23 protein-coding genes and 1 tRNA gene are annotated in these 26127 nt (G+C 56.1%); 7 read left to right on the forward strand and 17 right to left on the reverse strand.

Features of this window, described 5'->3' with window-relative positions; all coding sequences use genetic code 11:
- Window positions 1-396 precede the first annotated feature (396 nt).
- From HQ37_RS06910 to tpx, 4 genes are all read left to right on the forward strand, one after another.
- Entirely contained in the window at window positions 397-687 is a 291-nt protein-coding gene (locus HQ37_RS06910) for a hypothetical protein (RefSeq protein WP_036881759.1), read from the forward strand.
- A gap of 31 nt (window positions 688-718) precedes the next feature.
- The gene (gene zapA, locus HQ37_RS06915; protein ID WP_160215076.1) at window positions 719-1027 is read left to right on the forward strand and encodes a cell division protein ZapA; all 309 of its coding nucleotides are present in this window, start codon (window positions 719-721) and stop codon (window positions 1025-1027) included.
- 98 nt (window positions 1028-1125) lie between these two features.
- Window positions 1126-2667: a ribonuclease Y gene (gene rny, locus HQ37_RS06920; protein ID WP_036881763.1), complete on the forward strand. Its 1542-nt coding sequence runs from the start codon at window positions 1126-1128 to the stop codon at window positions 2665-2667.
- 164 nt (window positions 2668-2831) lie between these two features.
- Window positions 2832-3335, forward strand: a complete 504-nt coding sequence (gene tpx / locus HQ37_RS06925; protein WP_036881764.1) for a thiol peroxidase — start codon at window positions 2832-2834, stop codon at window positions 3333-3335.
- 145 nt (window positions 3336-3480) lie between these two features.
- Here the strand turns inward: tpx and HQ37_RS06930 are convergent, their stop codons facing one another.
- The gene (locus tag HQ37_RS06930) at window positions 3481-4155 is read right to left on the reverse strand and encodes a class I SAM-dependent methyltransferase (protein WP_036881765.1); all 675 of its coding nucleotides are present in this window, start codon (window positions 4153-4155) and stop codon (window positions 3481-3483) included.
- A 615-nt stretch (window positions 4156-4770) separates the two neighbouring features.
- Here HQ37_RS06930 and HQ37_RS06935 point away from each other — a divergent pair.
- From HQ37_RS06935 to efp, 3 genes are all read left to right on the forward strand, one after another.
- Window positions 4771-7584 (forward strand): TonB-dependent receptor, encoded by a 2814-nt coding sequence (locus HQ37_RS06935; protein WP_052080837.1) that lies wholly within the window; start codon window positions 4771-4773, stop codon window positions 7582-7584.
- Window positions 7585-7706: 122 nt separating this feature from the next.
- Entirely contained in the window at window positions 7707-9572 is a 1866-nt protein-coding gene (locus HQ37_RS06940) for an ABC transporter ATP-binding protein (RefSeq protein WP_036881766.1), read from the forward strand.
- Between the two features lie 363 nt (window positions 9573-9935).
- Window positions 9936-10502 (forward strand): elongation factor P, encoded by a 567-nt coding sequence (gene efp / locus HQ37_RS06945; protein ID WP_036881768.1) that lies wholly within the window; start codon window positions 9936-9938, stop codon window positions 10500-10502.
- Window positions 10503-10619: 117 nt separating this feature from the next.
- On the opposite strand, the gene HQ37_RS06950 is transcribed toward efp, so the two are convergent.
- The 16 genes from HQ37_RS06950 to HQ37_RS07025 all read right to left on the reverse strand — a co-directional run bounded on the left by HQ37_RS06950 (window position 10620) and on the right by HQ37_RS07025 (window position 24950).
- Window positions 10620-11093, reverse strand: a complete 474-nt coding sequence (locus HQ37_RS06950; RefSeq protein WP_081951803.1) for an energy transducer TonB — start codon at window positions 11091-11093, stop codon at window positions 10620-10622.
- Between the two features lie 36 nt (window positions 11094-11129).
- Window positions 11130-11690, reverse strand: coding sequence for a hypothetical protein (locus tag HQ37_RS06955; protein ID WP_036881770.1), 561 nt, complete (start codon window positions 11688-11690; stop codon window positions 11130-11132).
- Between the two features lie 19 nt (window positions 11691-11709).
- On the reverse strand, window positions 11710-12219 hold the full coding sequence (locus HQ37_RS06960; protein WP_036881772.1) for an RNA polymerase sigma factor: 510 nt from the start codon (window positions 12217-12219) through the stop codon (window positions 11710-11712).
- A 116-nt stretch (window positions 12220-12335) separates the two neighbouring features.
- The gene (bioD, locus tag HQ37_RS06965) at window positions 12336-13004 is read right to left on the reverse strand and encodes a dethiobiotin synthase (protein ID WP_036881774.1); all 669 of its coding nucleotides are present in this window, start codon (window positions 13002-13004) and stop codon (window positions 12336-12338) included.
- Window positions 13001-15295, reverse strand: a complete 2295-nt coding sequence (locus HQ37_RS06970; RefSeq protein WP_052080839.1) for a bifunctional (p)ppGpp synthetase/guanosine-3',5'-bis(diphosphate) 3'-pyrophosphohydrolase — start codon at window positions 15293-15295, stop codon at window positions 13001-13003. Before HQ37_RS06970 ends, bioD begins: the two co-directional genes overlap by 4 nt.
- Before the next feature lie 17 nt (window positions 15296-15312).
- Window positions 15313-16278: a calcium/sodium antiporter gene (locus HQ37_RS06975; RefSeq protein WP_036881803.1), complete on the reverse strand. Its 966-nt coding sequence runs from the start codon at window positions 16276-16278 to the stop codon at window positions 15313-15315.
- Window positions 16279-16721: 443 nt separating this feature from the next.
- A tRNA-Cys gene (locus tag HQ37_RS06980) sits at window positions 16722-16792 on the reverse strand.
- A gap of 186 nt (window positions 16793-16978) precedes the next feature.
- Complete coding sequence (gene dut, locus HQ37_RS06985; protein WP_036881777.1) at window positions 16979-17410, reverse strand: dUTP diphosphatase; 432 nt, start codon at window positions 17408-17410, stop codon at window positions 16979-16981.
- Window positions 17411-17434: 24 nt separating this feature from the next.
- Window positions 17435-19222 carry a (E)-4-hydroxy-3-methylbut-2-enyl-diphosphate synthase gene (gene ispG, locus HQ37_RS06990; protein ID WP_052080840.1) on the reverse strand — a complete coding sequence of 596 codons (1788 nt, stop codon included), beginning with the start codon at window positions 19220-19222 and terminating at the stop codon, window positions 17435-17437.
- Window positions 19223-19334: 112 nt separating this feature from the next.
- A complete protein-coding gene (gene purE / locus HQ37_RS06995; RefSeq protein ID WP_036881779.1) occupies window positions 19335-19841 on the reverse strand; it encodes a 5-(carboxyamino)imidazole ribonucleotide mutase in 507 nt (168 codons plus the stop codon).
- A 3-nt stretch (window positions 19842-19844) separates the two neighbouring features.
- Window positions 19845-20225, reverse strand: a complete 381-nt coding sequence (gene gcvH, locus HQ37_RS07000) for a glycine cleavage system protein GcvH (RefSeq protein WP_036881781.1) — start codon at window positions 20223-20225, stop codon at window positions 19845-19847.
- A gap of 125 nt (window positions 20226-20350) precedes the next feature.
- Entirely contained in the window at window positions 20351-21364 is a 1014-nt protein-coding gene (gene dusB / locus HQ37_RS07005) for a tRNA dihydrouridine synthase DusB (protein ID WP_036881782.1), read from the reverse strand.
- Window positions 21361-23055 carry a SulP family inorganic anion transporter gene (locus HQ37_RS07010; protein ID WP_036881786.1) on the reverse strand — a complete coding sequence of 565 codons (1695 nt, stop codon included), beginning with the start codon at window positions 23053-23055 and terminating at the stop codon, window positions 21361-21363. Before HQ37_RS07010 ends, dusB begins: the two co-directional genes overlap by 4 nt.
- Window positions 23056-23308: 253 nt before the next feature.
- Window positions 23309-23803: a hypothetical protein gene (locus HQ37_RS07015; RefSeq protein ID WP_152566813.1), complete on the reverse strand. Its 495-nt coding sequence runs from the start codon at window positions 23801-23803 to the stop codon at window positions 23309-23311.
- A 99-nt stretch (window positions 23804-23902) separates the two neighbouring features.
- A complete protein-coding gene (locus HQ37_RS07020; protein ID WP_152566814.1) occupies window positions 23903-24391 on the reverse strand; it encodes a hypothetical protein in 489 nt (162 codons plus the stop codon).
- Window positions 24392-24470: 79 nt separating this feature from the next.
- Window positions 24471-24950, reverse strand: a complete 480-nt coding sequence (locus tag HQ37_RS07025) for a hypothetical protein (RefSeq protein ID WP_152566815.1) — start codon at window positions 24948-24950, stop codon at window positions 24471-24473.
- Window positions 24951-26127 lie beyond the last annotated feature (1177 nt).

The following is a 26127-nucleotide window of genomic DNA, read 5'->3' on the forward strand; positions in this document are numbered from 1 at the left end:
CCCGCTCGGGCAGACAACCTTTCTGTCGTTTGCGAGTGCAAAGATAGAGCAAAAGTTTTATTCCCTCCAAATATTCACAAAAGATTTTTTGAGAAGAACTCGAGAAATGCAAACGAAAAACAATCAAAACACTGTAACATAGCCTATTGAATAAACAAAAGATTTTTGAGAGAAGATGGGCTACGAGGAGGAACAGAGGAGGGAGAAGCAGAGATAGGGCTCAAGAGACCTAGTGTAACCTCATACAGAGGAGGGTGGCTTGTAGGGGTTGGGTAGGGGAGTGAGGTGGTGTGGGGTTGTGCTTTGGGGATACTGCTCTCCGACGGAATTGCCCGCTAAGTGTTTCCTAGATTGGGTAGAATTATCTACTTTTGCCACCTAGAGAAGGACTAGACTATGACCGAGCAAGAAGAACAGGAGCTGCATCGGGTGGAAATTAATTTCTTCCGCCTACGAGAGTTTGTCCTGTTACAGCAGGAGACCATTTTGGATCTGCGGAAAGAACTTCGGGCTCGGGAGGTTGAGTTGCAGGAATGTCGCCACAAGCTAGAGCTTGCTGAACGGCAAATAGGTGTGTTTCGAGATGCCTCCGCCCTAGGCCAAGTCTGGAGTGGGGAGGTTATTGACCGCCTAGATGAGATGATACAAGAGGTAACATGCTGTATAGAGCAGCTCGAGGCAGAATAATATTAAGATACAATCCCATATGAGTAGGACTGTGGATATCCAACGAATCAATGTGCAGGTGGAGGGAGAGACCCTTCAGATGCGCATCCCTCGTGCGGATGAGCCTCTCTATCGGGATGCTGCTACCGAGCTACGCCTAACGGTTAATGCCTATAAAGATAAGTACCCTAACTCCTCCGAGATGCCTAACTCAGGGTATCTGATGATGGCTGGGCTAGACCTAGCCTATCGGGCTCGCTTGCTGAGCGAGCAGGCCGATACTCGGGCTTTTGCCTCAAGGTTGGCTGCGCTCAATCGTGAGATGGAGGGTTTTTTGAGTACCATCGTCACACAAGGGTAGTCGCCCTTGCCTCATCGCTCCTCTGCCGCCCCTTAGATCTACACGTCCTCTCGCATTTTATTTGTGGAGTATTATTGATCAATTTAGATTTCATTTAGATGGAAGTAATCATTACGATTGGTTTAGTCGCGGCAGCTTTCCTCCTAGGCGGAGGATTGATGTGGTTCCTTAATGAGCGTGTGCTCAAGCAGAAGAGTGGCTCGATCATCGCTGAGGCTGAGCGTGAGGCAGAGGTTCTCAAACAGAAGAAGCTACTCGAGGTTAAGGAGAAGTTTCTCCAACTCAAGGGAGAGCTCGAGCAGCAGGTCGCTCAGAATAATAACAAAATCAAGCAGAGTGAAGCCAAGCTCAAGAGTCGCGAGCAGAGCTTAAACCAACGACAGGACGAGCTTGGTCGTAAGGGCCAAGAGCTCGATCATCTGCGAGAGAATCTCTCCCAACAGCTTAGCCTCTCGGAGCGCAAGCAAGCGGAGCTAGATGAGATGCTACGCAAGGAGGTCGAGCGTTTGGAGGTAATTAGTGGTCTCTCGGCCGATGAGGCTCGAGAACGGATCATAGAGAGCCTACGCAGCGAGGCTGAAGATCAGGCTCAGAGCTATATCAACGAGATCATCGAGGAGGCGAAGATGACGGCCAACAAGGAGGCTAAAAGGATCGTTATCCAAAGCATCCAGCGAGTGGCTACCGAGACGGCTATCGAAAACTCGGTAACCGTCTTCCACATCGAGAGCGACGAGATCAAGGGCCGCATCATCGGCCGTGAGGGGCGCAACATCCGTGCTCTCGAGGCCGTTACGGGCATTGAGATCATTGTAGACGATACGCCCGAGGCTATCGTGCTCAGCAGCTTCGACCCTGTACGCCGAGAGGTCGCTCGCCTGGCCCTACATCAGCTGGTGCAGGATGGTCGCATCCATCCTGCTCGTATCGAAGAGGTAGTCAATAAGGTACGCAAGCAGGTCGAGGAGGAGCTGATCGAGACGGGTAAGCGAACAGTTATCGACCTCGGGATTCATGGTATGCACCCAGAGCTCATCCGCCTGATCGGTAAGATGAAGTATCGCTCCTCCTATGGGCAGAACCTCCTACAGCACTCTCGTGAGACGGCCAACCTCTGTGCCATTATGGCCTCGGAGCTGGGGCTTAACCCCAAGCGAGCTAAGCGTGCAGGCCTGCTGCACGATATTGGCAAGGTGCCCGATGACGAACCCGAGTTGCCTCACGCACTCCTGGGCATGAAGCTGTGCGAGAAGTACAAGGAGAAGCCCGATATATGCAATGCCGTCGGAGCTCACCACGATGAGATCGAGATGGAGACACTCATTGCGCCCATTGTACAGGCTTGTGATGCGATCAGTGGAGCAAGGCCTGGTGCTCGCAGAGAGCTGGTAGAGGCCTACATCAAGCGTCTGAATGACCTTGAGCAGCTGGCCCTCTCGTACCCAGGTGTGGTAAAGACCTATGCCATCCAAGCAGGGCGAGAGTTGCGTGTGATCGTAGGGGCTGAGAATACGGATGACCTCTCGATCACGAAGCTCAGCGGAGAGATCGCCAAGCGCATTCAGGACGAGATGACCTACCCAGGGCAGGTCAAGATCACAGTGATCCGAGAGACACGCTCGGTAAGCTACGCCAAGTAGGCTCTTCGGAGCATCGACGACTATCATGGGGCAGGGGATCGGTTGGGTACGATCCTCTGCCCCATGCTTATGTGAACGAATTGGTCGCTGTAGTGTTATTTGGATGAAAAGACTATTTATCCACCGAGACTCCTTTGGGTCTCATTAAACTCTATAGAACCAATATGGCAACAGTAACCCTCAAGAATGCCCTGACGATCCAGCTCTCAGGTGAGCTCCCCGCAGTAGGCACTCCTGCCCCTGACTTTACAGCTGTGAAGGCTGATCTCAGTGAGATCTCTCTCGGAGAGCTTCGTGGCAAGCGTGTCGTGCTCAATATCTTCCCCTCTATCGATACTGGGGTGTGCGCTGCAAGCGTACGTCGATTCAACAAAGAGCTCTCCGAACTGAACAATACCGTTGTGCTCTGTCTGTCGAAGGATCTTCCCTTCGCTCTCGGCCGCTTCTGTGCTGCTGAGGGGCTCGAGGCCGTCGTACCTGCCTCTGGCTTCCGATGCGACAGTATCGAGCGTGGCTATGGTGTCCTGCAGGCTGATGGGCCTCTACGTGGCCTCTTCGCTCGTGCCGTAGTGGTAGTGGACGAGGAGGGTCGTGTGATCTACACTGAGCTTGTGCCTGAGATCACGCAGGAGCCCAACTTCGAGGCAGCCCTCAAGGTGCTCAAATAATTGTTTGAAGGGGTAACCCTATGGCGACCGAGGCCGCATCTCCAACTTTAGAGATGCGGCCTCGGTCTTTTTGTCTCGAGAGCTCGGCTAGGGGATGGAGGGGCCTACCCCCTCGCTAGGCCCTCGTGTAGGCCTCTCCTTAAGATCACTGCATGGGGTTGGGTTTCACGCAGCGAAATAAACAGATCGATCCCATTCTTTCAACCTGAATGTTATCGCCATACATTTCCCTAAGTCGGTTTTCTGCCTGGATAAAATTATCGTAAGGCGGATGGAAAAATCCCTTTCTTTCAAGGATTTTCTCTACAAAGAAATCGGCCAATCGGCGTTCGCCACAGACATAAAAGCATCCGCAAAAGATCCCCCCAGGTTTCAATACACGGAAGATCTCGGCAAAGGCCTTCGCCTTATCAGGGAAAGCCTGAAATCCATTCATCGACAACACACAGTCGAAGCTCTCATCGCAGTAGGGTAGCTCCCCGACATCGCCTTGTACCAGGGATAGATTTTCTATCCCCTCCGTCTCTTTGCGCAAAGTCGCAATAGCGATCATTTCCTTGGAGTAGTCCAGTCCGATGATCTTGGCGTCCTTCAGCTGGCGATACTTCTCGGCAGTAAATATGGCTGTCCCAATGGGCACATCAAGCAGTCGTCCTTGAAAGTCTTTGGGTATGAAGTCAAGTACTTTTTGAGCCAAGAGATTGAGGTCTTCATTCCAAATCAGTCGTAGATATATCTTCGACCACCACTTCCGTCCTGTCAGAGCATCGTCGTAATGCTCCATCATCTTTTTGTAGGAGTTACTCTGTGGGTTCTCCATTGTCTCGGTTGTTTTTAATGATGACTTCTCATTGTCCAAAAGTACGATATTTTTTTCTTCCTACAATCGCAAGGGAGCGTGATACTTGCGATGCTTAACCGTGTTCGTGTAGGAGGCTGGTGCCCCTCACCCAAGGCGCAAATAGAGGGACGATCGAGGTCTCGGCAGGGTCTCGATGGAGGGGCTAGATGGGTCTTCGGCTGAGGTCTCGGTAGGCACTCACTCGAGGCATAAGTAGGATTTCGATCGAAGTCCTACTTAGACCTCTATTGCGATCCTACTTGAGTCTCAATGGAGCTCCTATTTGAGTCTCCATTGAGCCCCTATCTGAGGCTTACTCGAGGGGAGGGGAGAGCGTTGCTACAGCCCTATCTTGAGGGCCGATCAAGCACCCCCCTAAGGGAATTGATGGGAGGGAGGCAGAGAGGTACAAAGAGAGGGGAGCTATGTGGGGAAGAGAGAGAGGCAGCATAGCGGTGGGGGGGCGAGGGGGAGATAAATTTGTCGGCAACATTAAACCTCGCTCTAGGTTGATACTCTAAAAGGTCAAAAGCCTCTCTTCCGAGAGGCTTTCACAACAAACGGTATCGATCACTTAAATAAGGTTTACGACAAATGCAACGCAGGACTACACTGCTCTATCTCCTCCTCGCCCTGGGGCTCAGCCTCGGCCTTGGGACGGGCTCGGCCCTAGCCCAGGCCTTCATCTCGGGTAAGGTGCTGGACGAGAAGAAAGAGCCACTATCACACGCCTCCGTGAAGCTCTTCCACAACAATGGTAAGATGCTTAGAGGCACGACCTCAGATATCGCAGGGGCTTACAGGCTGAGCAACATCGCCGCTGGTGAATATACCCTCGAGGTGAGCTTCGTGGGCTATGCCTCTGTCAAGCGCAGCCTCAAGATCAAATCCAAGGAGGACAAGCATACCATGCCAACGATCTCGCTAGAGCCCGACAGCAAGATGCTCTCCGAGCTCAGGGTGCTAGGCCGAGCAGCAGAGATCAAGGTCAAGGGGGACACCATCGAATACAATGCCTCTAGCTACTCTGTGCAGCAGGGAGCTACGCTCTCGGAGCTGCTCAAGAAGCTCCCTGGGGCAGAGATCGACGAAAAGGGGAATATCACCATCAATGGCAAGACCATCAAGCAGATCACCATCGATGGCAAACGCTTCTTTGCAGGCGACCCTACAGTAGCCTCGAAAAACCTGCCTGCTGAGCTCATCGATAAGGTACAAGTCCTCGACAGAGACACCGATGCGGCCCGTATGGCGGGCTTCTCGGATGGCGACGAGGAGACGATCATTAACCTCTCGATCAAGCCTGGGCGCAAGAGAGGGATCTTCGGGACAGCTACACTTGGAGGTGGCACAGAGCGTCGCTATGAAGGCAATGCCATCGTCAATCGCTTCTCCGATGACGATCAGTGGACGATCCTCGCAGGGCTCAACAATACGAACAATGCGGGCTTCAGAGACATCGCCTCCGACCTTAGCCAGAGCGGCCTCATGGGGGCTGTCATGGGTGGGGGACGCTTCCGTGGCAGGGGCTTTGGCAATAGTGGCATCACGACCTCTCGCCTCTTGGGGGGGAATATGATCCACAACTTCACGAAAGATCTCTCGGCTGGGGGGAATGCTTTCCTCGGCAATACGAACAAGCTGGCGACGACAGACAGCTATCAGCAGAATATCCTCACGAACGGCAGTACCACCGAGCGAGGCCATGTGGAGGAGCGCAACGACAAGAGCACCCTCAACTCGACCATACGCCTGGAGTGGAAGCCCAGTACGAAGACGGAGATCATCCTTACCCCTACCTTCACTTACGGCACGGGCACAGGGAGCTACATCGGCAGATCGACGACGCTCAATGATGCTACAGGGCAGATGATCAACCAGAGCCAGACGAGCCAGCACTCCGAGCAGATCAACCTGCGTGGGAGCATGGAGCTAGACATGAGCCACCGCATCGGTGAGCGTGGCCGCACGCTATCGGCCTCGCTGCGTGCAGGGACGAACAAGGATGACGGCGAGGGCGAATACCTCTCGAGCCTCAAGCGCATCGGGCAAGCCGACCAGCTGCGAGATCAGCGTCTCACCAATGACCATAGTGGGCTCAACACTCGGGCTCGTCTGAGCTGGGTAGAGCCCCTCGGTCGAGGCTTCTCGGCTCAGCTGCTCTACCAGTATCGCTACGAAACGAATAATTCGGAGCGCAAGGCCTACAATGCAGATGCCTCGGGCAAATATACCCAGCTCGATCAGCTCTATAGCAATGAGTTCAACAGCACCTTCCAGGCGCATCGCATTGGGCTGGCCTTGAAGAAGGTGGGCAAGAAGTACGATCTGACAGCGGGCTTTAACCTTGACCCCTCGCACCTCACGAGCCATTCGGTCGCAGGTCTACAGAAGAGGGACTTCGAGCAGAATAACCTCAACTATTCGCCCACGCTGCGCTTGCGCTACAAACCCAAGAGTGGAGTCAATCTCAACGTAGATTATCGAGGTAATAGCTTCCAGCCCAGTGTCAATCAAATGGCACCTGTGCAGGATGTAACAAATCCGCTCGTTGAGTACATTGGCAATCCGAACCTCAAGCCAGGCTACAGGCACAATATACGGACGAACTTCAATGCTTTCTTTGCTAAGAGTCAGTCTGCGATCAACCTCTTCGCCATGGCCGAGTATGTGCAGAGCGACATTGTCTCCAAGTCTACCTATGACCTCGGCACGGGCAAGCGCAGCATCGGCTATACGAATGTCGATGGCAATATGCGGATGATGCTCGGATGGTTCTATAATACTCCGCTGCCTGGGAAGAAGTTTAGCATCAGCACAGGGGCGATGACGATCTACAACCAGCAGATCGGCTTCATCAATGAGGAAGAGAATAGATCGCGCTCGCTGCGCTTCATGCCCTCGCTAACTCTATCCTATAGATATGGCATCTTCGACACACGTCTCTCGGGTCGCTGGGTCTATTATACAGTCAAGAATACGCTGCCCTCTGCCCCAACCTCGCAGGACACGCATGACTACTCGACCACATGGGAGGCGCATCTGCGTCTGCCCTTTGGGCTAACTTTGGAGAATAGCCTTGCCTTCTCGACCAATAGGGGCTATGCTGTGGGCTTCAACCAAGATCAGTGGCTGCTGAATGCGGGCATCTCGTACAGCTTCCTCAAAGGCAAGCGAGCTACGATCCGACTTAGTGGACATGACCTGCTCAATCAGCAGCGCAGCATTGCTCGTTCGGTCTCTGCCCTCTCGATCTCAAGTGAAGAGACCAACACGCTCGGACGCTATGCGATGCTGAGCTTCATTTACAAGTTCAACCGCTTCAGCGGCAACGCTTCAGCCTCGGATATGGGTTCGCGCAATGGCTCTCGAGGTAGTGGGATGCGTGGGATGCATCCGCCGCTCTAGCGTACACCCCTACTCAATGGCTTCGCCCTCGGCCGCAGACTTCTCTGTGTGTCGAGGGCGAAGTCTCTTGAGACTATTCTTAGTATCTTTGGCCTCGATCACAGAGTAAATTAGAGAGACAATTGAAAGACTTAATTCTTCTGATCCGCCGCTTCGTCCCCCCGTACAAGGGGTATCTCGTCGCTGGTATCCTGGCCAATATTGTTAGTGCATTGCTCAATCTGCTGACCTTCTCACTGGTAATGCCCATCCTGCGCATCCTCTTCCAGATCGACAAGGCCCGCACGGAGTACATCCCCCTTGAGGGAATAGACCTAAGCACGCTGGAGGGCTGGCGAGAGGTAGGTGAAGCCTTGAGCAACAACTTCAGTTATTACGTCTCGAGCATGATCGACGAGCGGGGAGTACACTCGACACTCGTCCTTCTGAGCGTGTATTTGGTCTTCATGACACTGCTCAAGGTGGGGACAGGCTATCTGGGTCTCTATTATCTCATCCCGATCCGCACGGGGGTAGTGAGAGACTTGCGCAATAGTGTCCATGACAAGGTGCTCTTGCTGCCCCTGGCCTTCTTCAGCGAGGAGCGTAAGGGGAATATCTTGGCTCGCATCTCGGGCGACGTGGGAGAGGTAGAGAACTCCGTGATGAGCTCCCTCGATGTCTTGATCAAGAACCCGATCCTTATCTTGATCTACCTCTTGACGATGATCTTCATCAGCTGGCAGCTCACCCTCTTCGTCCTGCTGCTGCTGCCCCTAGCGGGCTTCGTCATGGGTCGTGTGGGCAAGAGTCTCAAGCGCACCAGTCTCGAGGCGCAAAATCAGTGGGGGATGCTCCTCAGTCAGGTCGAGGAGATGCTTGGCGGACTGCGGGTGATCAAGGCCTTCAGAGCAGAGGGCTATATCGGCGAACGCTTCCACCGTAGCAATGATCGTTACCGCCATATGACCATGGGTGTGGCTCGCAGGCAGCAGCTGGCCCACCCGATGAGCGAATTTCTCGGCACTGCAACCATCGCCATCGTGCTGTGGTATGGGGGGACGCTCATCCTGGACAATACGGGTGGCATCAGTGCCGAGACCTTCATCTACTATTTGGTCATCTTCTACAGCCTCATCAACCCGATGAAGGAGCTGAGCAAGGGCCTCTACTCTGTCCGTCGGGGGATGGCAGCCATGGAGCGGGTGGATCAGATCCTCCTGGCCGAGACGAATATCTCCGATCCCGAGCAGCCCAAGGCTCTGAGCTTCGAGGAGGCGATTGAGCTGCGCCACGTCTCCTTCCGCTATACGGATCAGTGGGTGCTTAGGGATATTAACCTGCGCATCAACAAGGGCGAGACCGTCGCTCTCGTAGGTCAGTCGGGCGGAGGCAAGAGTACGCTGGTGGATCTCATCCCCCGCTTCTACGATGTGCAGGAGGGGCAGATCACCATCGACGGGGTGGATATACGCCAGTTCAAGCTCTCTGACCTACGCAGCCTGATGGGCAACGTCAATCAAGAGCCCATCCTCTTCAACGATACAGTCTTCAACAACATTGCCTTCGGCGAACCCTCGCCCCAGGCCGAGGCCGTGCGGCGGGCGGCACAGATTGCCCATGCAGAGGAGTTCATCACCTCGCTGCCCGAGGGCTACGAGACCAATATCGGCGAGCGAGGGGACAAGCTCTCGGGCGGACAACGGCAGCGACTGAGCATTGCCCGAGCCGTCTTCAAGAACCCCCCGATCCTCATCCTCGACGAGGCCACCTCCGCCCTCGACACCACGTCCGAATTGCTTGTCCAGCAGGCCATCGACCACTTGATGCAGGGGCGTACGACCATCGTCATTGCCCACCGCCTCTCGACCATCGTGCGGGCAGATCGTATCTGCGTCATCCACGAGGGCCGCATCGTCGAGGAGGGCAAGCACGAGGAGCTCCTGGTCCTCGGAGGCCATTATGCCCGCTTGTACAATCTACAAGTCGCTGGACGTACGGGCATCTAACTGCTGATTATATAGACTTTTACAGGTGTCAAGCTAACCCCTCGACTCCTTATGCTAGGAGGATACTCTCGCACCCTATATTGGGTGCGTTTGCACCCAATATAGGGTGCAAGTGCACGGTATATAGGGTGCGAGTGCACCCAATATAGGGTGCAAAAGGGAGGGCGGAGGAGTGCGTAGCGAGGCCTAGGGATCGCCTGCGTAGAGCGAGGGATCGTGGGGCGAAGGGCCTCCCCCGCTCCGCCTCCCCCCTCCTTCCCTCGAGGACGAAGCCTCGCCCGAGGGCAGCATGTGAGACATTCGGGCGAGAATGCTTACTTTTGCAAGCAACGAAACAAACTATCTATCAAATATTACAACCACATGGCTACTACAGCAGACTTCCGCAACGGAATGTGCCTGGACATCGACGGGCAGTATTACTTCATCGTAGAGTTCCTCCACGTTAAGCCTGGTAAGGGCCCAGCCTTCGTTCGCTCCAAGCTCAAGAACGTCTCCACAGGACGCATCCTCGACAAGACGTGGAATAGCGGTGTCAAGGTCGAGGAGGTACGCATCGAGCGTCGCCCCTATCAGTTCCTCTACAAGGACGATATGGGGATGAACTTCATGCACCCCGAGACCTTCGAGCAGATCTCCATCCCCGAAGCATCGATTGATGGCGTACAGTTCCTCAAGGAGGGCGATATGGTCGAGGCCATGGTGCACGCTGAGAGCGAAACCATCCTCACCTGCGAGCTACCCCCTCATGTGCAGCTCCGTGTAACCTACACCGAGCCTGGCCTCAAGGGAGATACCGCCACCAATACTCTCAAGCCTGCTACCGTCGAGACGGGGGCAGAGGTGCGTGTGCCCCTCTTCATCTCCGAGGGCGAATTGATCGAGATCGACACGAGAGACGGCTCGTACGTCGGCCGTATCAAGGAGTAAGCCTCCCCCTGCCTCTCTAGGGCTGAGGATCAATTCCCCAAGACGAGCATAGGGTGCTGCCAGCAAATGAGCTGGCAGCACCCTATGGTTTTGAGTAGGGGTGAGCTTCTTCTCCGCCTACTTCTTAGCTGGGAGTGTACCTAGTCTGAAGTGGAAGGGCAGCTTGAATTGGCAGGCCACAGGGCGGAGCTCCCCATCGATCATCTTGCGTGCAGGGACGAACTTTGGCATTCGCCTAGCCACACGCAGGGCCTCCTCGTCGAGGTCGCTATTGCCCGAGGATTTGGCGATCTTGAAGCCCGTCAGAGAACCATCCTTCTCCACGACGAAGTCGATGTACACACGTCCCTGGATGTTCGCATCGAGGCAGGACTTGGGGTAGCGTGTATTCTCCGAGAGGAATTTCATCATCTCCATCTGTCCGCCAGGGAATGAGGCGGGCTGGTCATTGGGCCCGAGCACTTCGAAGACCTCCCTTTGTGCCTCGGACTTCTGCCCCGCATGGGGGGCAGACTGCTGTGCCCAGAGCGTCGAGCCCGAGCCGAGTAGGAGTACGGTAGCCATCAGTAGGCTGGTCAGTTTTGCTTTCATAACTTAAATATGGGTTTAGGGGTGAATAGTATGCTATTACAACGGCTGCCTCGAGGCGTAGATGCTTATGACCAAGGGCTGGGCGTCCCTGCTGTACAGCCCCGAGGACATAACCACGGACTGATACATCGCCTCGCCCCTAAGCACGCTAGGCCCAGTGGGGGGCAAAGGCGAACAGCTGGAGAGCATCATGAGCCCTCCCCCGAGGTCGAAGGGTGACCAGGCGAGCCTATAGGCCGAGGCCTCCGTCTGAGGCGAAAGGCCCTCCTCTAGGGCCAAAGGTGCATCGCCCCACTCGCTCAGGGGCATTTGCAGGATCAGCAGCAGAGCCGCCGCCATCCCCACGGCCCAGGAGGCATACCTCCGCATGCGGCTAGGGCTAGAAATAGGCTTAGGGTTCGAGGCCTCGGCCCTAGATGCCCCTGTCAAGCCCTCGAACTGAGCCCGCAGCACAAGCGCATCGGGGTAGAAGGGTGAGCTCGGGGGCGTATCCAGGAGCTTCAGATAGAGGGCGAACTCCTCCTCGGGCTCGGTCTGCCCCTCGTAGTACCGCTCGAGGAGCTCTCTTAGACGAATATCTCTGTCTATTGTCTTCATTGCTTCGTTGCTTATCTCGTTACCTCTCTCTGAGGAGTTCGGCCCTAAGGGCCTTGCGCAGGCGAGAGAGGATGACCCGCACATTAACCTCCGTCAGCTGGAGCTCTTGGGCGATCTCCCGAGAGGGTCGATGCTCCAGCTGTATCCCGATCCAAATGCTTCGCTGAGGTTCGCCGAGCCGCTCTGTCCACCGCTCAAGTAGGCGAATTTGCTCCTGCTCGATGGCCCGCTCTTCCGAGCTCTCGACCATAGGTTCGGCCGCCACCTCGATGCCATCATCATAGCTACAGAAGCCCGCTGCCCCAGCGGAGCGCAGCCGATCCATGCAGTAGTTGTGGCACATCCTCAAGAGGTAACTGGGCCGATGGGTAACCTTCCGCAGCTCGTCTCTCTTGTGCCAGAGCTTCATGTACACCTCCTGCACAGCATCCTCAGCCTCGTCGAGATCGCCGAGCAGCCGACGACAATAGTTGAGGGCTCTCTGCCGATAGGGTAGCCACTGGGCTACAAATTCTTTATCTCTACTCATTGCTGTGCTCGAGGGCTTCTTTACCCATAAGACGAGGGCGGGGCGTATTTGTTACACCCCACCCTCGAAAGTTATTTGTTCACCGTGTGCCCCTACTCCGAGAGGCTATTGGTGTCCTAGTCCCAAGGCTCGAGCAGAACTAGCTCGGCCGTGCTCCCCGAGCGAGAGACGTAGCCCCTGAGGAAGTCCAAGGTATCCTCCTCGATCAGCGGGTCGAGGACAGGGTAGCGGTTGTAGACGAGGTAGCGCAGTTCGATCCCTCGAGAGCGACAGGCCTCGAGGCTGAGCAGCGTATGGTTGATGCTGCCCAAGCGGCCCGAGGTTACCAGGGCAAGCGGATAACCTCTGTCGGCGATGTAGTCGATCGTGAGATACTCCTCTGTGATCGGTACCATCAGTCCACCAGCCCCCTCAAGGAGGACTGTGTCGTAGCCATACTCCTCCCCAAGTCGTTGGGTAGCCTCATCGACGAGGGAGAGGTCGATCGTCCTGCGGTCGAGCCTTGCGGCTAGGTGCGGAGAGGCTGGGTAGGTGAAGATTATCGGGGCGGTAAGGCCAGCCTCATCCGCAGGCGTCAGTCCCCTCTCGAGTAGGCGACGATGGCATTCGATGTCCTCGGAGCTACCCTCATTGCCCGTCTGAATAAACTTTTGGGTGATGACCCTTCGCCCCTCTGCCTCTAGCCTTCTCTGAAGTAGGGCCGTGGCGTAGGTCTTCCCGATATTGGTGTCGATCCCTGAGATGAATATCACCTCGGGGAAGTTTTCGCTTTGAGTAGTCTTCATTTCTCGTCTAGGATAATACGATGAGCATCTAGGATAGAGGCAGTTCTAATAAGACCTTGGCAGGCCTGAACCACATCTCCATGGTTGCGAACGAGGATCGTCAGTTCCCCTTCGAAGAAGCCATCCTTGGCCTTGAGGTTCACACCACTAATGCTCAGCTTGAGATCGTCAATGAGGATCTTCGAGATCTCGCCCAGGATGCCTCGATTGTCAATCCCTCGAAGGGCAATACTTACCTCGAAGCGGGCCTGATGATGCTCGCCCCAAAGGGCTGAGACGAGGAGATCTCCTCGGCTGGATTTAATGCGAGTGGCTACACGACACGAGCGGCGGTGAATCTCAACCTTATTCCCCTCGTAGATAACCCCGAGGACATCATCGCCGAGGATGGGCTTACAGCATTTAGCGACCCGATAGTTGAGTCGCCCTGCGGTCTCTCGGAGCATATAGGGCTTTTTCTTGTCGATCTGCTCGGGCGAGGCGAGAGGATCGGCCTCTACCTTGCTCTCAGGCTTGGGGGTGGGTTTGCTCTTGCCCGAGCGGGAGAGGGTCGAGAGGATGCGTGAGAGCATGGTGGAGCTATCCTGTGCAGCCTCTTTGATCTTGTCGAAGTTCTTCGCCAGGTCAATATCCCCATTGCCGATCCCTGCGAGGAATTCATCCTTGCGGGCATAGCCGTGGAAGCTCACCAGCCTATCCACGACCGACTGGCTGGGCTCTATCCCCATCTCGCCGAGGAACTGGCTGAGCATCCCCTCCCCCCTCTGGGCATGCTCTCTGTGCCGACGACGCAGAGCTGCATCGATACGGTACTTGGCCTTGGGTGTGATGACGAAGGTTAGCCACTCGGGTTTGGGTTGTGCACTCTTACTATGGAGGATTTCGACCTGATCTCCACTCTTGAGGGGGGTGGAGATGGGCACAACCCTATGGTCGATCTTCGCCCCGATGCAGTTGTCCCCCATACTCGAGTGGATACTGTAGGCGAAGTCAAGCACCGAAGAGCCCGCGGGCATGCGGAAGCAATCACCTTTGGGGGTGAAGACCGTGATGTCGTTGGCGATGAGGCTGAGCTTGACGCTGTCGAGCATGTCCATCGCATTGGGCGTAGGGGCTTGTAGTACCTCTCGGATCATATTGAGCCATCGGTCGAACTCTGCATCCTCCTTATCCTCCTCGACCTGCCCCTGCTTGTACTTCCAGTGAGCGGCGAGCCCCTTCTCGGCGATGTCGTCCATACGACGGCTGCGGATCTGCACCTCGATCCAGTTGCCATCAGGCCCCATGACCGTCATGTGCAGGGCCTGGTAACCATTGCTTTTGGGGCGGGTAAGCCAGTCTCTCAAGCGGTCAGGACGGCTCTGATAGATCTCTGTTATAGCGGTATAGATGTCCCAGCAGCGGTTCTTCTCGGGATAGCCATCGGTCGAGTCGAAGATGATCCTGACGGCAAAGAGATCGTAGACCTCCTCGAAGGGAACTCCCTTCTCCTCCATCTTGCGCCAAATGGAATAGTTACTCTTGATCCGACTGCGGATCTCGAACTTAATCCCCATCCTATCGAGCGCACGGCGCACGGGCTGGGAGAACCGTTGGAAGATCTCTTCGCGCCCACGCTCACTCTCAGCGACCTTGACTGCGACCTCGGCGTAGGCCTCGGGGTGTTCGTACTTGAAGCACAGATCCTCCAGCTCGCTTTTGATGGCGAAGAGGCCGAAGCGATGTGCCAAGGGGGCATAGATATAGAGCGTCTCACCTGCGATTTTGTACTGCTTGGCAGGCAGCATCGACGATAGGGTACGCATATTGTGCAATCTATCTGCCAGCTTGATGAGGATGACCCGAGCATCGTCGCTCATGGTTAAGAGGAGCTTGCGGAAGTTCTCCGCCTGCACCGACACATCGCCCTCGAAGCTCCCTCCTGAGACCTTCGTTACCCCGTCGACGATGCGAGCGATTTTATCCCCGAAGATGAGCTGTAGATCCTCGACGGTGTAGTCGGTATCCTCCACCACATCGTGCAGCAGGGCACAACAGATGGAGGTAGAGCCGAGGCCCATCTCGCTACAGATGATGCGTGCCACGGCGATCGGATGTAAGATATACGGCTCACCGCTACGCCTGCGCACCCCTGCGTGTGCCTCGCGAGCGAGGGTGAAGGCTCGCCGAATAATCTCTACTTTCTGGCGGTGATTCGACTTGAGGTAATCTTGGATCAAGGCTTCGAACTCAGCGTCGATCCGCTCCTCCTCAGTTGGAGTAAATTGTGGAACAATACTTTCTGGACTCATGGCTCAATGCGGATAGATTAGAGGTTGTAGATGAGGTAGGCGTTGTAGACCAGGTAAACGACCAGCAGGGCAGCACCCTCATAGCGATTGATCTTGCGATCGCCAAAGAACACCCCGAAGACATACAGCATCAGGGCCGAGAGGCATAGCATAGTGAAGTCGAGTGCCGTGATCCCTGAGACTGTGATCGGAACGATCGTAGCCGTCGTGCCTAGGATGAAGAAGATGTTGAAGATATTACTCCCGACGATATTGCCGACGGCTAACTCGGGTTCACCCTTCATCGCTGCCACGATCGAGGTGGCCAACTCGGGTAGTGAAGTCCCTAGAGCTACGATCGTTAGCCCGATGAAGGCTTCACTCATCCCGAAGCGTCGGGCCATGCTCGAGGCAGCATCGACGAAGAGATCTCCGCCCAGCACTAGAGCTGTTAGTCCCCCGATGATTAGAGCGATTAAGACCCAAAGTGGTTTGCCTACACGAGGCCTCTTCTCCTCCTCCTCGATGGCGTCTGCCTTAGCGATGGAGAAGGTGTAGGCCAAGAAGATCGAGAAAAAGGCCAGAAGTGCAATCCCCTCCGAACGGCTAATGCTCATCGAGAGCGAACTGTCGCCCGAGAGCAATGGATCTAGGGCAAAGGCTACGAGCACTACCGAGGCGAGGATCATGAGTGGGATCTCCTTGCGGATTGTGCTCAGTGTGATAGAGAGTGGGGCAATGACGGCCGTTAGCCCCCCTATGAAGAGGGTATTGACGATGTTACTTCCGATGACATTACCCATCGAGATGTCGGCATTACCTTTGAAGGCGGAGGTGAGGCTTACCACAAGCTCAGGGGCAGACGTCCCTAGAGCGACGATGGTTAGTCCGACGACAAGTCTGCTGACCCCCATCCGACGGGCTAGGGCGGCAGAGCCATCGGTCAAAGAGTTTGCACCGAAGATAATGAGCACAATGCCCAAAACAAAAAGTAGAATATCTATAATCATAATGCTGAAAGAGTAATACTATCCAACGCCAAGGGCAGAGCCTTGGGTAGGCCCTCTTGCCGAGCAGGAATAGACCCAAGGCGGAATGCTACAAATATATGCATTATGCTACGACCGCACAATCTAAATTCATGGATAAAATTATGGGGTGCGATGGATAGAACCAATTAGTCCTTATCCTCGATCCGATTAGTCCCAAATTTTGCTCTCTGTATAGCCTCTACTGAGTCCCTAGATAGGTCTTCTATTGAGCTCTCAGATAGGATCGTCTCAGAGGATTAGATAGGGACTGACTCGAGACATAAGTAGGATCTCTATCGAGACCCAAATAGGATCGCACTCGAGCCTCTGCCTAGAGCTCCGAGCAGATCCCCGAGGGATAAAAGCAAATCCCTTGGAAGCAATTAGCTTCCAAGGGCTTGAGCACATAATTACAGAGGTTCCTGGCGGATTCGAACCGCCGTAAACGGTTTTGCAGACCGGTGCCTAACCACTCGGCCAAGGAACCAAGGTTACAAATTCGGGGCTCTCACCCCTCATTGCGAGCGCAAAGTAAGCACTTTTTATCGACATAAACAAGCCTTAGCCCCAAAACGAACGATAATTCGCTGATCTTCGGTAGCTGTGGGAAGGCCTTGTCAGGGGAAGACTTCGGCCAAAGCCTGGGGGCGGAGAGGAGTTAAACTCTCAACCTCTAGAGGCCCGTGTGGCCGAAGCCCCCCGAGCCTCGAGAGCTATCCTCGAGGGTTTCGACCTCCTCCCAGGTACCTACCTCATGCCGAGTAATGATCATCTGAGCGATCCGCTCGCCGTCTGCGATCGTGAAGGATTGGCTCGAGAGATTGATCAGCACAACACCGATCTCGCCCCGATAGTCTGCATCTATCGTCCCAGGGCTATTGAGCACTGTGATCCCATGCTTCAGGGCGAGGCCTGAGCGGGGGCGTACCTGCGCTTCATAGCCGAGGGGGAGCTCGATGAATAGGCCCGTAGGGATGAGGCGACGCTCCAGCGGAGCAAGGGTGATGGCTTCACTGAGGTTAGCTCTCAGATCCATCCCTGCCGAGGCTGCGGTGGCGTAGGTGGGTAGAGGATGGGCGGAGTGGTTGATGACCTTGATTTTCATTGTCTTCATTTGGTAAATAGGGGGCTATTCGGGGTCTTGCCAGTCGCCCTCGCTCTTGATTAGATCTACTAGCTGCTCGAGAGCTTCGGCCTGGTCAATCCCCTTGCGCACGCAGGTCTGACCCTTGTAGAGGTCGATCTTGCCTGGGGCAGCACCGACATATCCGTAGTCGGCATCAGCCATTTCCCCTGGACCATTGACGATGCAGCCCATGATGCCGATCTTTAGGCCCTTGAGATGAGAAGTGGAGGCCTTGATGCGGGCAATGGTCTCCTGTAGATTGTAGAGCGTTCGCCCGCAGCTGGGGCAACTGATGAATTCGGTCTTACTCATGCGTAGCCGAGTAGCCTGTAGGATGCCGAGCTGAGTCTTGATAACCTCCTCAGCCCGAAGTCTAGGGGCTGTCAGCATCAGACCGCTTCCCCAGCCATCGAGCAGCAGTGTACCTGCATCGGCCGAGGCCTGTAGTCGGAAGAGCTCGACATCGTCCGTCTCGTAGCTGTGGGCGAAGACGATGGGGTTGGTGAGGCCTGCACGGCTCAGGAGCGTTGCCCCTAGACGCCATTCGGCGATGGGGTTAGCGGTGAGCGTTTGGAGGACTACGATCTGCCCAGAGGCAGCTCTGAGCTCCTCGACCAGTTTCTCGTCGATCTCAGTGTAGGTGAGCACCCTTGCGACGAGATCCACCATGCGTGCCCCAGAGGCTGTCGTGAGGCTACCCTCCTCAGAGAGGAAGTAGTCGGGCTTTGTCTCCATCGAGCCGAGGGCTTCCAGGAGGGTATAGGGGGCTAGGACGATGGGAAGGTTGTCTCCGCCGACGAGGCGACCTGTCTTGTGCGATCGAGCTCTAGAGCCCAGGCGCAGGGCGTCGTACTCCTGCCATGAGGGCTGTAGGGGCTTCGTCTCCTCGGGCAGCAAGGGCCTGGAGGTGATGTAATCCACCAGGGCTCGACCCACGGGGATCTCCAGCTCGGGGTCTTCGCTCAGGGATACACGGATCGTATCCCCCAGGCCATCGGCCAGGAGCGATCCGATGCCGACGGCACTCTTGATGCGGCCATCCTCTCCCTCACCAGCCTCAGTAACCCCTAGGTGAAGGGGGTAGGCGGGGTAGCCTCCCTCGGCTAAACGCTTGGCCAGGAGGCGTACGGCAGTGGTCATCACAGTGGTGTTGGAGGCCTTCATCGAGATGACAATGTTGTGGAAGTCGTGCGCCTGGCAGACGTCGAGGTACTCCAAGCAGCTCTGTACCATACCCTCGGGGGTGTCTCCGTACTGCATCACCATACGCTCGGAGAGTGAACCATGATTGACCCCGATGCGGATGGTGCGGCCCAGCTCCTTAGCTCGCTCGATGAAAGGACCGAAGCGTTCCTCGACCCTCTGGTGCATTTGCTCGTAGAGCTCACGAGTCCACGCTCGTCCTCCCGAGACCTTCGTATCGACATAGTTGCCAGGGTTGATGCGTACCTTCTCGATGCGCTCGAGGGCTTCGTCGGCGGCACTGGGGTTGAAGTGAATATCGGCGATCAGCGGAGTCGTATAGCCCGCGGCTCTGAGGCGAGATCGGATCTCTCCGAGATTGATCGCCTCTCGCTTGCCCTGAGCAGTGAAGCGAATATAATCTGCGCCAGCAGCAATAATGCGTTCGGCCTGGGATACCGAGGCTTCGGTATCCATGGTTGAGACGGAGGCCATAGACTGCAAGCGAATAGGGTGTGCATGGCCTAGAGAGACGCCACCGATAGGTACGGAGATCGCCTCACGACGGCTGTAGCGACAGGGTGCCGCAAGGGGTTGATGCAGGGACATATATCTATCTATATAGAGGGCAGAGGGGCTGCCGGTAGGATCCATCGAAATGACAAGAGAGGCTACCCTGGCGCACCAGGACAGCCTCTCTAGCAACAGCCCAAGGCTGCATTTAGTTCGTTTTGTGCTCGAAGCGTACCTGAGCAAGCTCGGCATTTGCCTTGACTACTTTGTCCTTGAGCGACTCCTTGTACTGTTCGAGTTTGAGGTAGAGAGCCTCGTCGGAGGTAGCCATCATCTGCACGGCCAGCAGGGCTGCATTCTCTGCGGCATTGATCCCTACTGTCGCCACGGGGATGCCTGGGGGCATCTGTACGATGGCCAGTAGGGCGTCCATCCCATCGAGCGAAGCATTGATAGGCACTCCGATGACAGGGAGCGAGGTCATCGAGGCAATGACGCCACACAGGTGTGCAGCCATGCCTGCAGCGGCGATGATCACCTTGACACCACGCTCCTTAGCTCCACGGGCAAAGGTCTCTACCTCCTGGGGGGTGCGGTGTGCCGAGAGGGCGAGCATTTCGAAGGGGATGCCTAGGGCATCGAGCCTCGAGGCCGCCTTCTGCATAATGGGCAAGTCGCTGGTACTGCCCATGATGATGCTTACCAGTGGGGTCATGCCTTAGCCTGCGATGAGCTTGAGGTAGTCGTCTGCGCTGAGCAGGCCGTCTACATCGTCGATATTGGCGGGCTTGATCTTGATGATCCAACCACGGCCATAGGGGTCTTCGTTCACGAGCTCGGGGTGCTCCTCCAGCTCGCTATTGAGCTCGAGCACTTCACCCTCGATAGGCAGCAGGAGATCGGAGACAGTCTTCACAGCCTCGATAGAGCCGAAGACCTCCTCTGCGCTCAGCGTCTCGCCCTCGGTGGCAACATCTACATAGACGATCTCGCCGAGCTCGCCCTGGGCGAAGTCGGTAATACCTACATACACTACGTCGCCTTCGATGCGAGCCCATTCATGATCCTTGGTGTACTTGAGTTCCTTAGGAGTATTCATCTTACACGGTTTAATAAGGGTTGATACTAATGATTGTGAGACAAAGATAAGGAACTATTTCGTTCCCAAAGCATCTTCTCGGCAGAAAGATCGAGGGGTGGCAGAGCCCTCGGGTAGAGGGCGATCTACAGCCCTCCAGCCTCGTGGGCATGGTAGTGCTCGAGGACGAGTTCTTCGGCTCTAGAGATCCAGTCGAAGAGTTCCTCCCGGGTGGCGGCACGGAGCATCCCGATGCGGATGGGCTTGAAGTGGTCTATCCCCTTGAAGACCGAGCTGGCGGCGATATGGCGGCGACTATGCAGGATACCTCGACGCTCATCTAGCTTGGCAATATTGCTATCCACCTGTTGGCGCAGCACGTCGATGTAGAAAGAGGGGTCTCGCTCGGGGAGCTCCTGCCCCGTCTTGAGATAATGCTTCATCCGCTCGAAGATCCAAGGTTGGCCAATGCTGGCTCGGCCGACCATCACCCCATCGACCCCATAGGTCTCGAAGGCGTTGAGGGCCTCAGCCCCCGTGGTGATGTCGCCGTTGCCGATGATGGGGATGTGCATACGAGGATTATTCTTCACCTCTCCGATGAGCGTCCAGTCGGCCTGACCCGTGTACATCTGAGCTCGGGTACGCCCATGGATGGTTAGGGCCTGGATGCCGCAATCCTGGAGCTCCTCGGCCAGGCGTACGATGATCTTGCTCTCGTTATCCCAGCCCAGGCGGGTCTTGACGGTAACGGGGATTTTGACGGCTCGGACGATCTCTCGGACGATCTCGAGCATCAGCTCGGGGCAGCGCAGCATACCACTCCCAGCCCCCTTACCAGCCACTCGCTTGACGGGACAACCGAAGTTGAGGTCGAGGATCTCTGGCTCGGCGGCCTCGCAGATACGAGCGGCCTCGACCATTGAGGCCACTTCTCGCCCATAGATCTGAATGGCTACGGGACGCTCCAGTGGGTCTATGGTGAGCTTGCGTGTAGTGCCCGCGATCTGTCGGATGAGGGCGTCCGAGCTGAGAAACTCTGTATATACCATATCTGCCCCAAAGCGACGGCAGAGCAGCCGAAAGGCCACGTCCGTAACATCCTCCATCGGGGCTAATAGTAGCGGGCGATCGCCCAGGTCTACATGTCCTATCTTCATGTTTGAATATCTTGAATATATTGACTGGCTAGGGCCAGGGCTTGATGAATGTTGGGGCAGATGTTCTCCGACCCAATGATTTGCTCGACGGCACTCTGACGCAGGGTCGTGCGTACCCGCTCGTTCACCCCCGAGAGGATGAGGCGTACCCCCTCCTTGTGGGAGTTTTGGCAGAGCATCTCGAGGTTGTGCACAGCGGTGGAGTCCATGAAGGGGACGAAGCGCATCCGCACGATGCGCACCCGGGGACGCCCCGGGGCACTGGCCATGAGCTCCTCGAAGTGGGTGGCGATGCCGAAGAAGTATGGCCCTTCGATCTCGTACACCTCCACTCCCTCGGGCAGGCTGAGCAGCTCACCCTGGGCGTCGATGCGGTCATCGTGATGGGCACTGAGGCTGAGTTCGTCCCTGGAGACGAGGATTTCGGTGCTCTCGACCATACGACGCATGAAGAAGAGCATCGAGAGCAATAAGCCCACCTCGATGGCTACAGTCAGGTCGAAGAGGATCGTCAGCGCGAAGGTAGCCCCCAGGACGAGAATGTCGGGCCGAGGGCCTCGCAAGAGCGAGCGGATCGAGCGAATGCCGCTCATGTGGATCGATACGACCACCAGCACCCCAGCCAGGCAGGCCATAGGGATGTAGGAGATCAGAGGCATGAGGAAGAGAAAACCCAGCAGCAGTACCAGGGCGTGAATGATCCCTGCTACTGGGGTGCGCCCACCGTTGTTGATATTGGTCATTGTGCGGGCCGTAGCTCCAGTGGCGGGCATACCGCCCATGAAGGCGACCCCGATGTTGGCTAGCCCCTGGGCAATGAGCTCTGTATTGGAGTCGTGCCGCTCGCCCGTTACACTATCGACGACGCTGGCCGTCAGGAGCGACTCCACAGCCCCAATCAAGGCGATGGAGAAGGCAGGCCCTGCCAGGGCGGCTACGAGGGCGAAGTCCCAAGGCGGTAGGCTTGGGCTAGGCAGCTGACCCGAGATGGTGAAGCGATCTGCAATCGTTGCAATCGTCGTAATGCCCCCCCACTCTCGTAAGGCCCAGACCAGGAGTGTCATCACTATGATGGCCACAAGAGAGCCTGGAATCCCCTTGAGCACACGGGGGCTGAGGTAGATTAGGGCAATGCTCCCCAGCCCAATAGCCGCTGTGGGTAGATGGAGCTCCGAGGCTGAGGAGATGAAGGCCTGCCACTTGGGGACGAAGGCCGCTGGCAGCTCCTCGATGCCCAAGCCTAGGAGCTCGTTGATCTGCGTCGAGAAGATCACCACAGCCATCCCCGCCGTAAAGCCAACGATCACGGGGTAAGGGACGAACTTGATCAGCGAGCCCAGGCGTAGCACCCCCATCAGGACGAGCATGATGCCTGAGAGCAGGGTGGCAATCATCACCCCCCCGATCCCATACTGCTGGGCGACCATGTAGACGATCACGATGAACGAGCCTGTCGGCCCGGTGATCTGTACCGAGCAGCCCCCCAGGAGGGCTACGACGAGGCCGCCGACGATGGCCGTAATCATCCCCACCTCGGGCGAGAGGCCACTGGCCACGGCAAAGGCAATAGCCAGCGGCAGAGCGGCCACGATGGCCACAACGAGCCCAGCCATAGCGTCGCTGAGCAGCATCGGACGGGTGTACCCACGCAGACTGTCCAAAAGGCGTGGGCGGAAGGCGACAATTCCCATAAGAGTGTGCGAACTAAAGACGTAGAACCGCCCCTCGACGGGCTCAGCACCCTATCCAACGAGGGCTGCTGTCGGCGTCGAGGGGATGTATCGAGACTGCAAAGATAAGCATTCCCCGACCGATCCGTCTCTGCCCTGTCGCCCACGGGAGAGCGGGCAAGACACATAGGGCGCAGCAGAGCCTTGGTCTGCTGCGCCCTCTAGTGGTCGCTCTCACCCCAGCGGGACATCGGAGGCCCTGAGGGGTGCTCCTCTAGGGAGCATGGGGGTCAGTCCCCTGCTTGAGGAGGAAGGTCTTGTTCCAAAGCTTGGCCGAGATCGTGCCCTTCTCCTCATCAACGTTGTCTATGAAGAGGAGGGGCTCTGTGCCTGCAGCATACTCGATGTCTTCAGTCTCTGTAGGCCCCTCGCCAATGGTCTTGTCCTTCATCACCCTTTCGATCTTGGCGGTTATCCTCCTGTCCTGATAGGTGTAAGTGCCGAAGTAGCGATCGTAGTAGAGGAAGAACTCAGGCCTAGGGACATCATCCTTGACGTGGGTCGTTTGTGCCCTGAACTTCTTGTCCTTGAACCAAATCTGAACCAATTTCTGCACCTTGCCCTGCTGCTCCTTGTAGAAGAAGTACTTTCCCTCCAAATAGTTTGGATCGAAAGGCTTGGGTTGGGGTTTGGGGTCATCCTTGTCGCAGGAGACGAGGGCGGCGGCCACTAGGGCCAGCGTCGCCAAGATACTCATAAACCGTTTCATTGTCTTGTCGTTTTAATTGTTTGATTGGTATTTTGTCTCTGTATAGCCCCCGAGGATGCCCCTCAGAAGAGGGGCTAGGGGCTGTAGGGTTAGACGGCTTCAGTAAGTAACTAGTTTGATGACGATGGTCTCATCCCAGGCCCGTAGGGTGATCTTCCCCTGGGCGGCATCTACCTCGCCCTCGAAGAGGATGGGCTCTTGGCCAGCCTTGTAGGAGAAGTCCTCACGTACTGCGTTGCTGTTCCCGACTACCTTTTCCCTTGAGAGGCTACGGAGCTTAGCCGTGATCTTATTGCCCCGCGTGGTGTAGATCCCATCATAGCCCTCAGCGAGCATGGAGAAGTCAGCCCCTGGCTTATCAATGACGAGCTGCCTCATGCCATGAAACGTACGGTCTGTACCACTTGGGAAAGTAATGCGAAGCACCTTGGAGTCTTTGCCTACCACCTCCTTGTATATAAAGGTTTTGCCAGGGAGGTAGCTGGGGTCTAAGGGTTGGGGCTCGGGCTTGGGGTCATCCTTGTCGCAGGAGACGAGGGCGGCGGCCATGAGGGCCAGCGTCGCCAGGATACTCATAAACCGTTTCATTGTCTTGTCGTTTTAAGTGTTTACCAACTCCCCGCTGCTCTCTGCCCCCGCTGGGGCATGAGGGGTTGCACGGGGCTCTCTACTTGGGTTGGGCGATCCTGAGGACGATCGACTGCCGCCAAAACTCTCCCGAGATCGTCCCCTTGCCCACATCCACCTGTCCGATGAAGAGGATGGGCTGATCCTGGGGCTGATACTCGTCCTCCCTCGTCCTCTCGGGAGCATCACCGACCTGGTACTTGGCGGAGACCTTCTGCACCTTGGTGGTGAGCTTCTTGTCCTTGTAGCTATAAGGGCCGAAGTATCGGTCGTCGTACCAATAATGTCCAGGCTTGGTCGTATTGACTCGCCGCACTCTAGCCTCGAACTTCCCCACCTCGAACTTGATCTCGAACACTCTCTCCTCACTACCCACATAGCCCTTGTACGAGAAGGATTTGCCTACGAAGTAGTTGGGGTCGTCGAGGTTGGGGACTACAGGCGCATCCTGCTCATCACAGGAGACGAGGGCGGTGGCCATGAGGGCCAGCGTCGCCAGGATACTCATAAACCGTTTCATTGTCTTGTCGTTTTAGGGATGTATCACTATCTCCTAGGCTCGAGCCCTGCTCTCTAGCTCCATGCTCCGAGCATGGGCGAGCCCCCTCGGCCTACCCCTCGTGGGGGGGGAACCTCCTCTCGAGTCCTCCTCCTGGCCGAAGCACAGCCCCTCATATCTTTGGGGGTATCCTTGGGCTAGGATTGGGGTCTGAGGCATCCCTCGGCCGTCCAGGTGCAGTCCCCGGATCGTAAGGTGGGTAGACCTTTTTGTCTCTAGACTACAGCCGTGGCCCGAAGCCTCGGCTCTGTCCCTCTATAGCGTTCGGCCCCGTCTGCGCCTCTCGGGGCTAACCACCTCCCCTTGCGCTCGGCGATCCGTCGTAGCGACACACCCACTTGGGGGCTCACGAGATCCGCCTGGGCCTATCGCCCCGAGCGTGGGCGGTATCACTGCGGCGGCTGGGGCAGGCCCTCCCAAGAGTTCTGTGGGGGTGCATGGCCCTCTCATGGGGGGAGGGTCGATATGCAGCAAATATTCCCAGCGCACGCAAACAACTTTGATGTATGAGAGCTCTATCTATGCCTCAAAGATAAATACTTGCCCTGAAAAATGCAACAATATTTGAGTTTTATTTTCTCTATGAGGCATATTTATTAAATCAAGCCTTACTTTTCTCTCCCCCATTATATTGCTGGAGAGCCTCTGCTATGCGCTATTGCTCTCATACCCTGAGGCTCAAGGGCAGCCGGAGAGCTGGGGAAGGGTCTGCTCTGTTTTAGCTTTCTTTTCGTCTGTTTGATTTGCATAACACTTGTGCGAGAGACCCCATGAGGGGGAGGGGAGTGCCGAAGGCTGCTCCTCTGTGGAGGCATCGCTCGCCTCCCGATCGAAACCCCAATAGGCCGACCATTGAGATCTAAGTAGACTCTCCATCGAGACCCCAATAGGCTCGCAGATGAGACCCAAGTAGGATTGCAAGTGAGACTCAAATAGGAACTCGAGTGAAGTCCTACTTATACCTCCATCGAGCTCCTATCTGAGCCTCGAGTGAATGCCTACCGAAGCCTCGAGCGAAGCCCTACCGAGACCTCAACAGAACCATTGGGAAGAGCAACCGCATCAAAATAGGGCTATCTTTGGTGTATGGATGTACGCGATTATTTTTCGATGGTAATAGACCCTCGCGTTGTGGGTC

The sequence above is a fragment of the Porphyromonas sp. COT-239 OH1446 genome, assembly GCF_000768875.1.
In the GTDB taxonomy this organism is placed as follows: Bacteria; Bacteroidota; Bacteroidia; order Bacteroidales; family Porphyromonadaceae; genus Porphyromonas.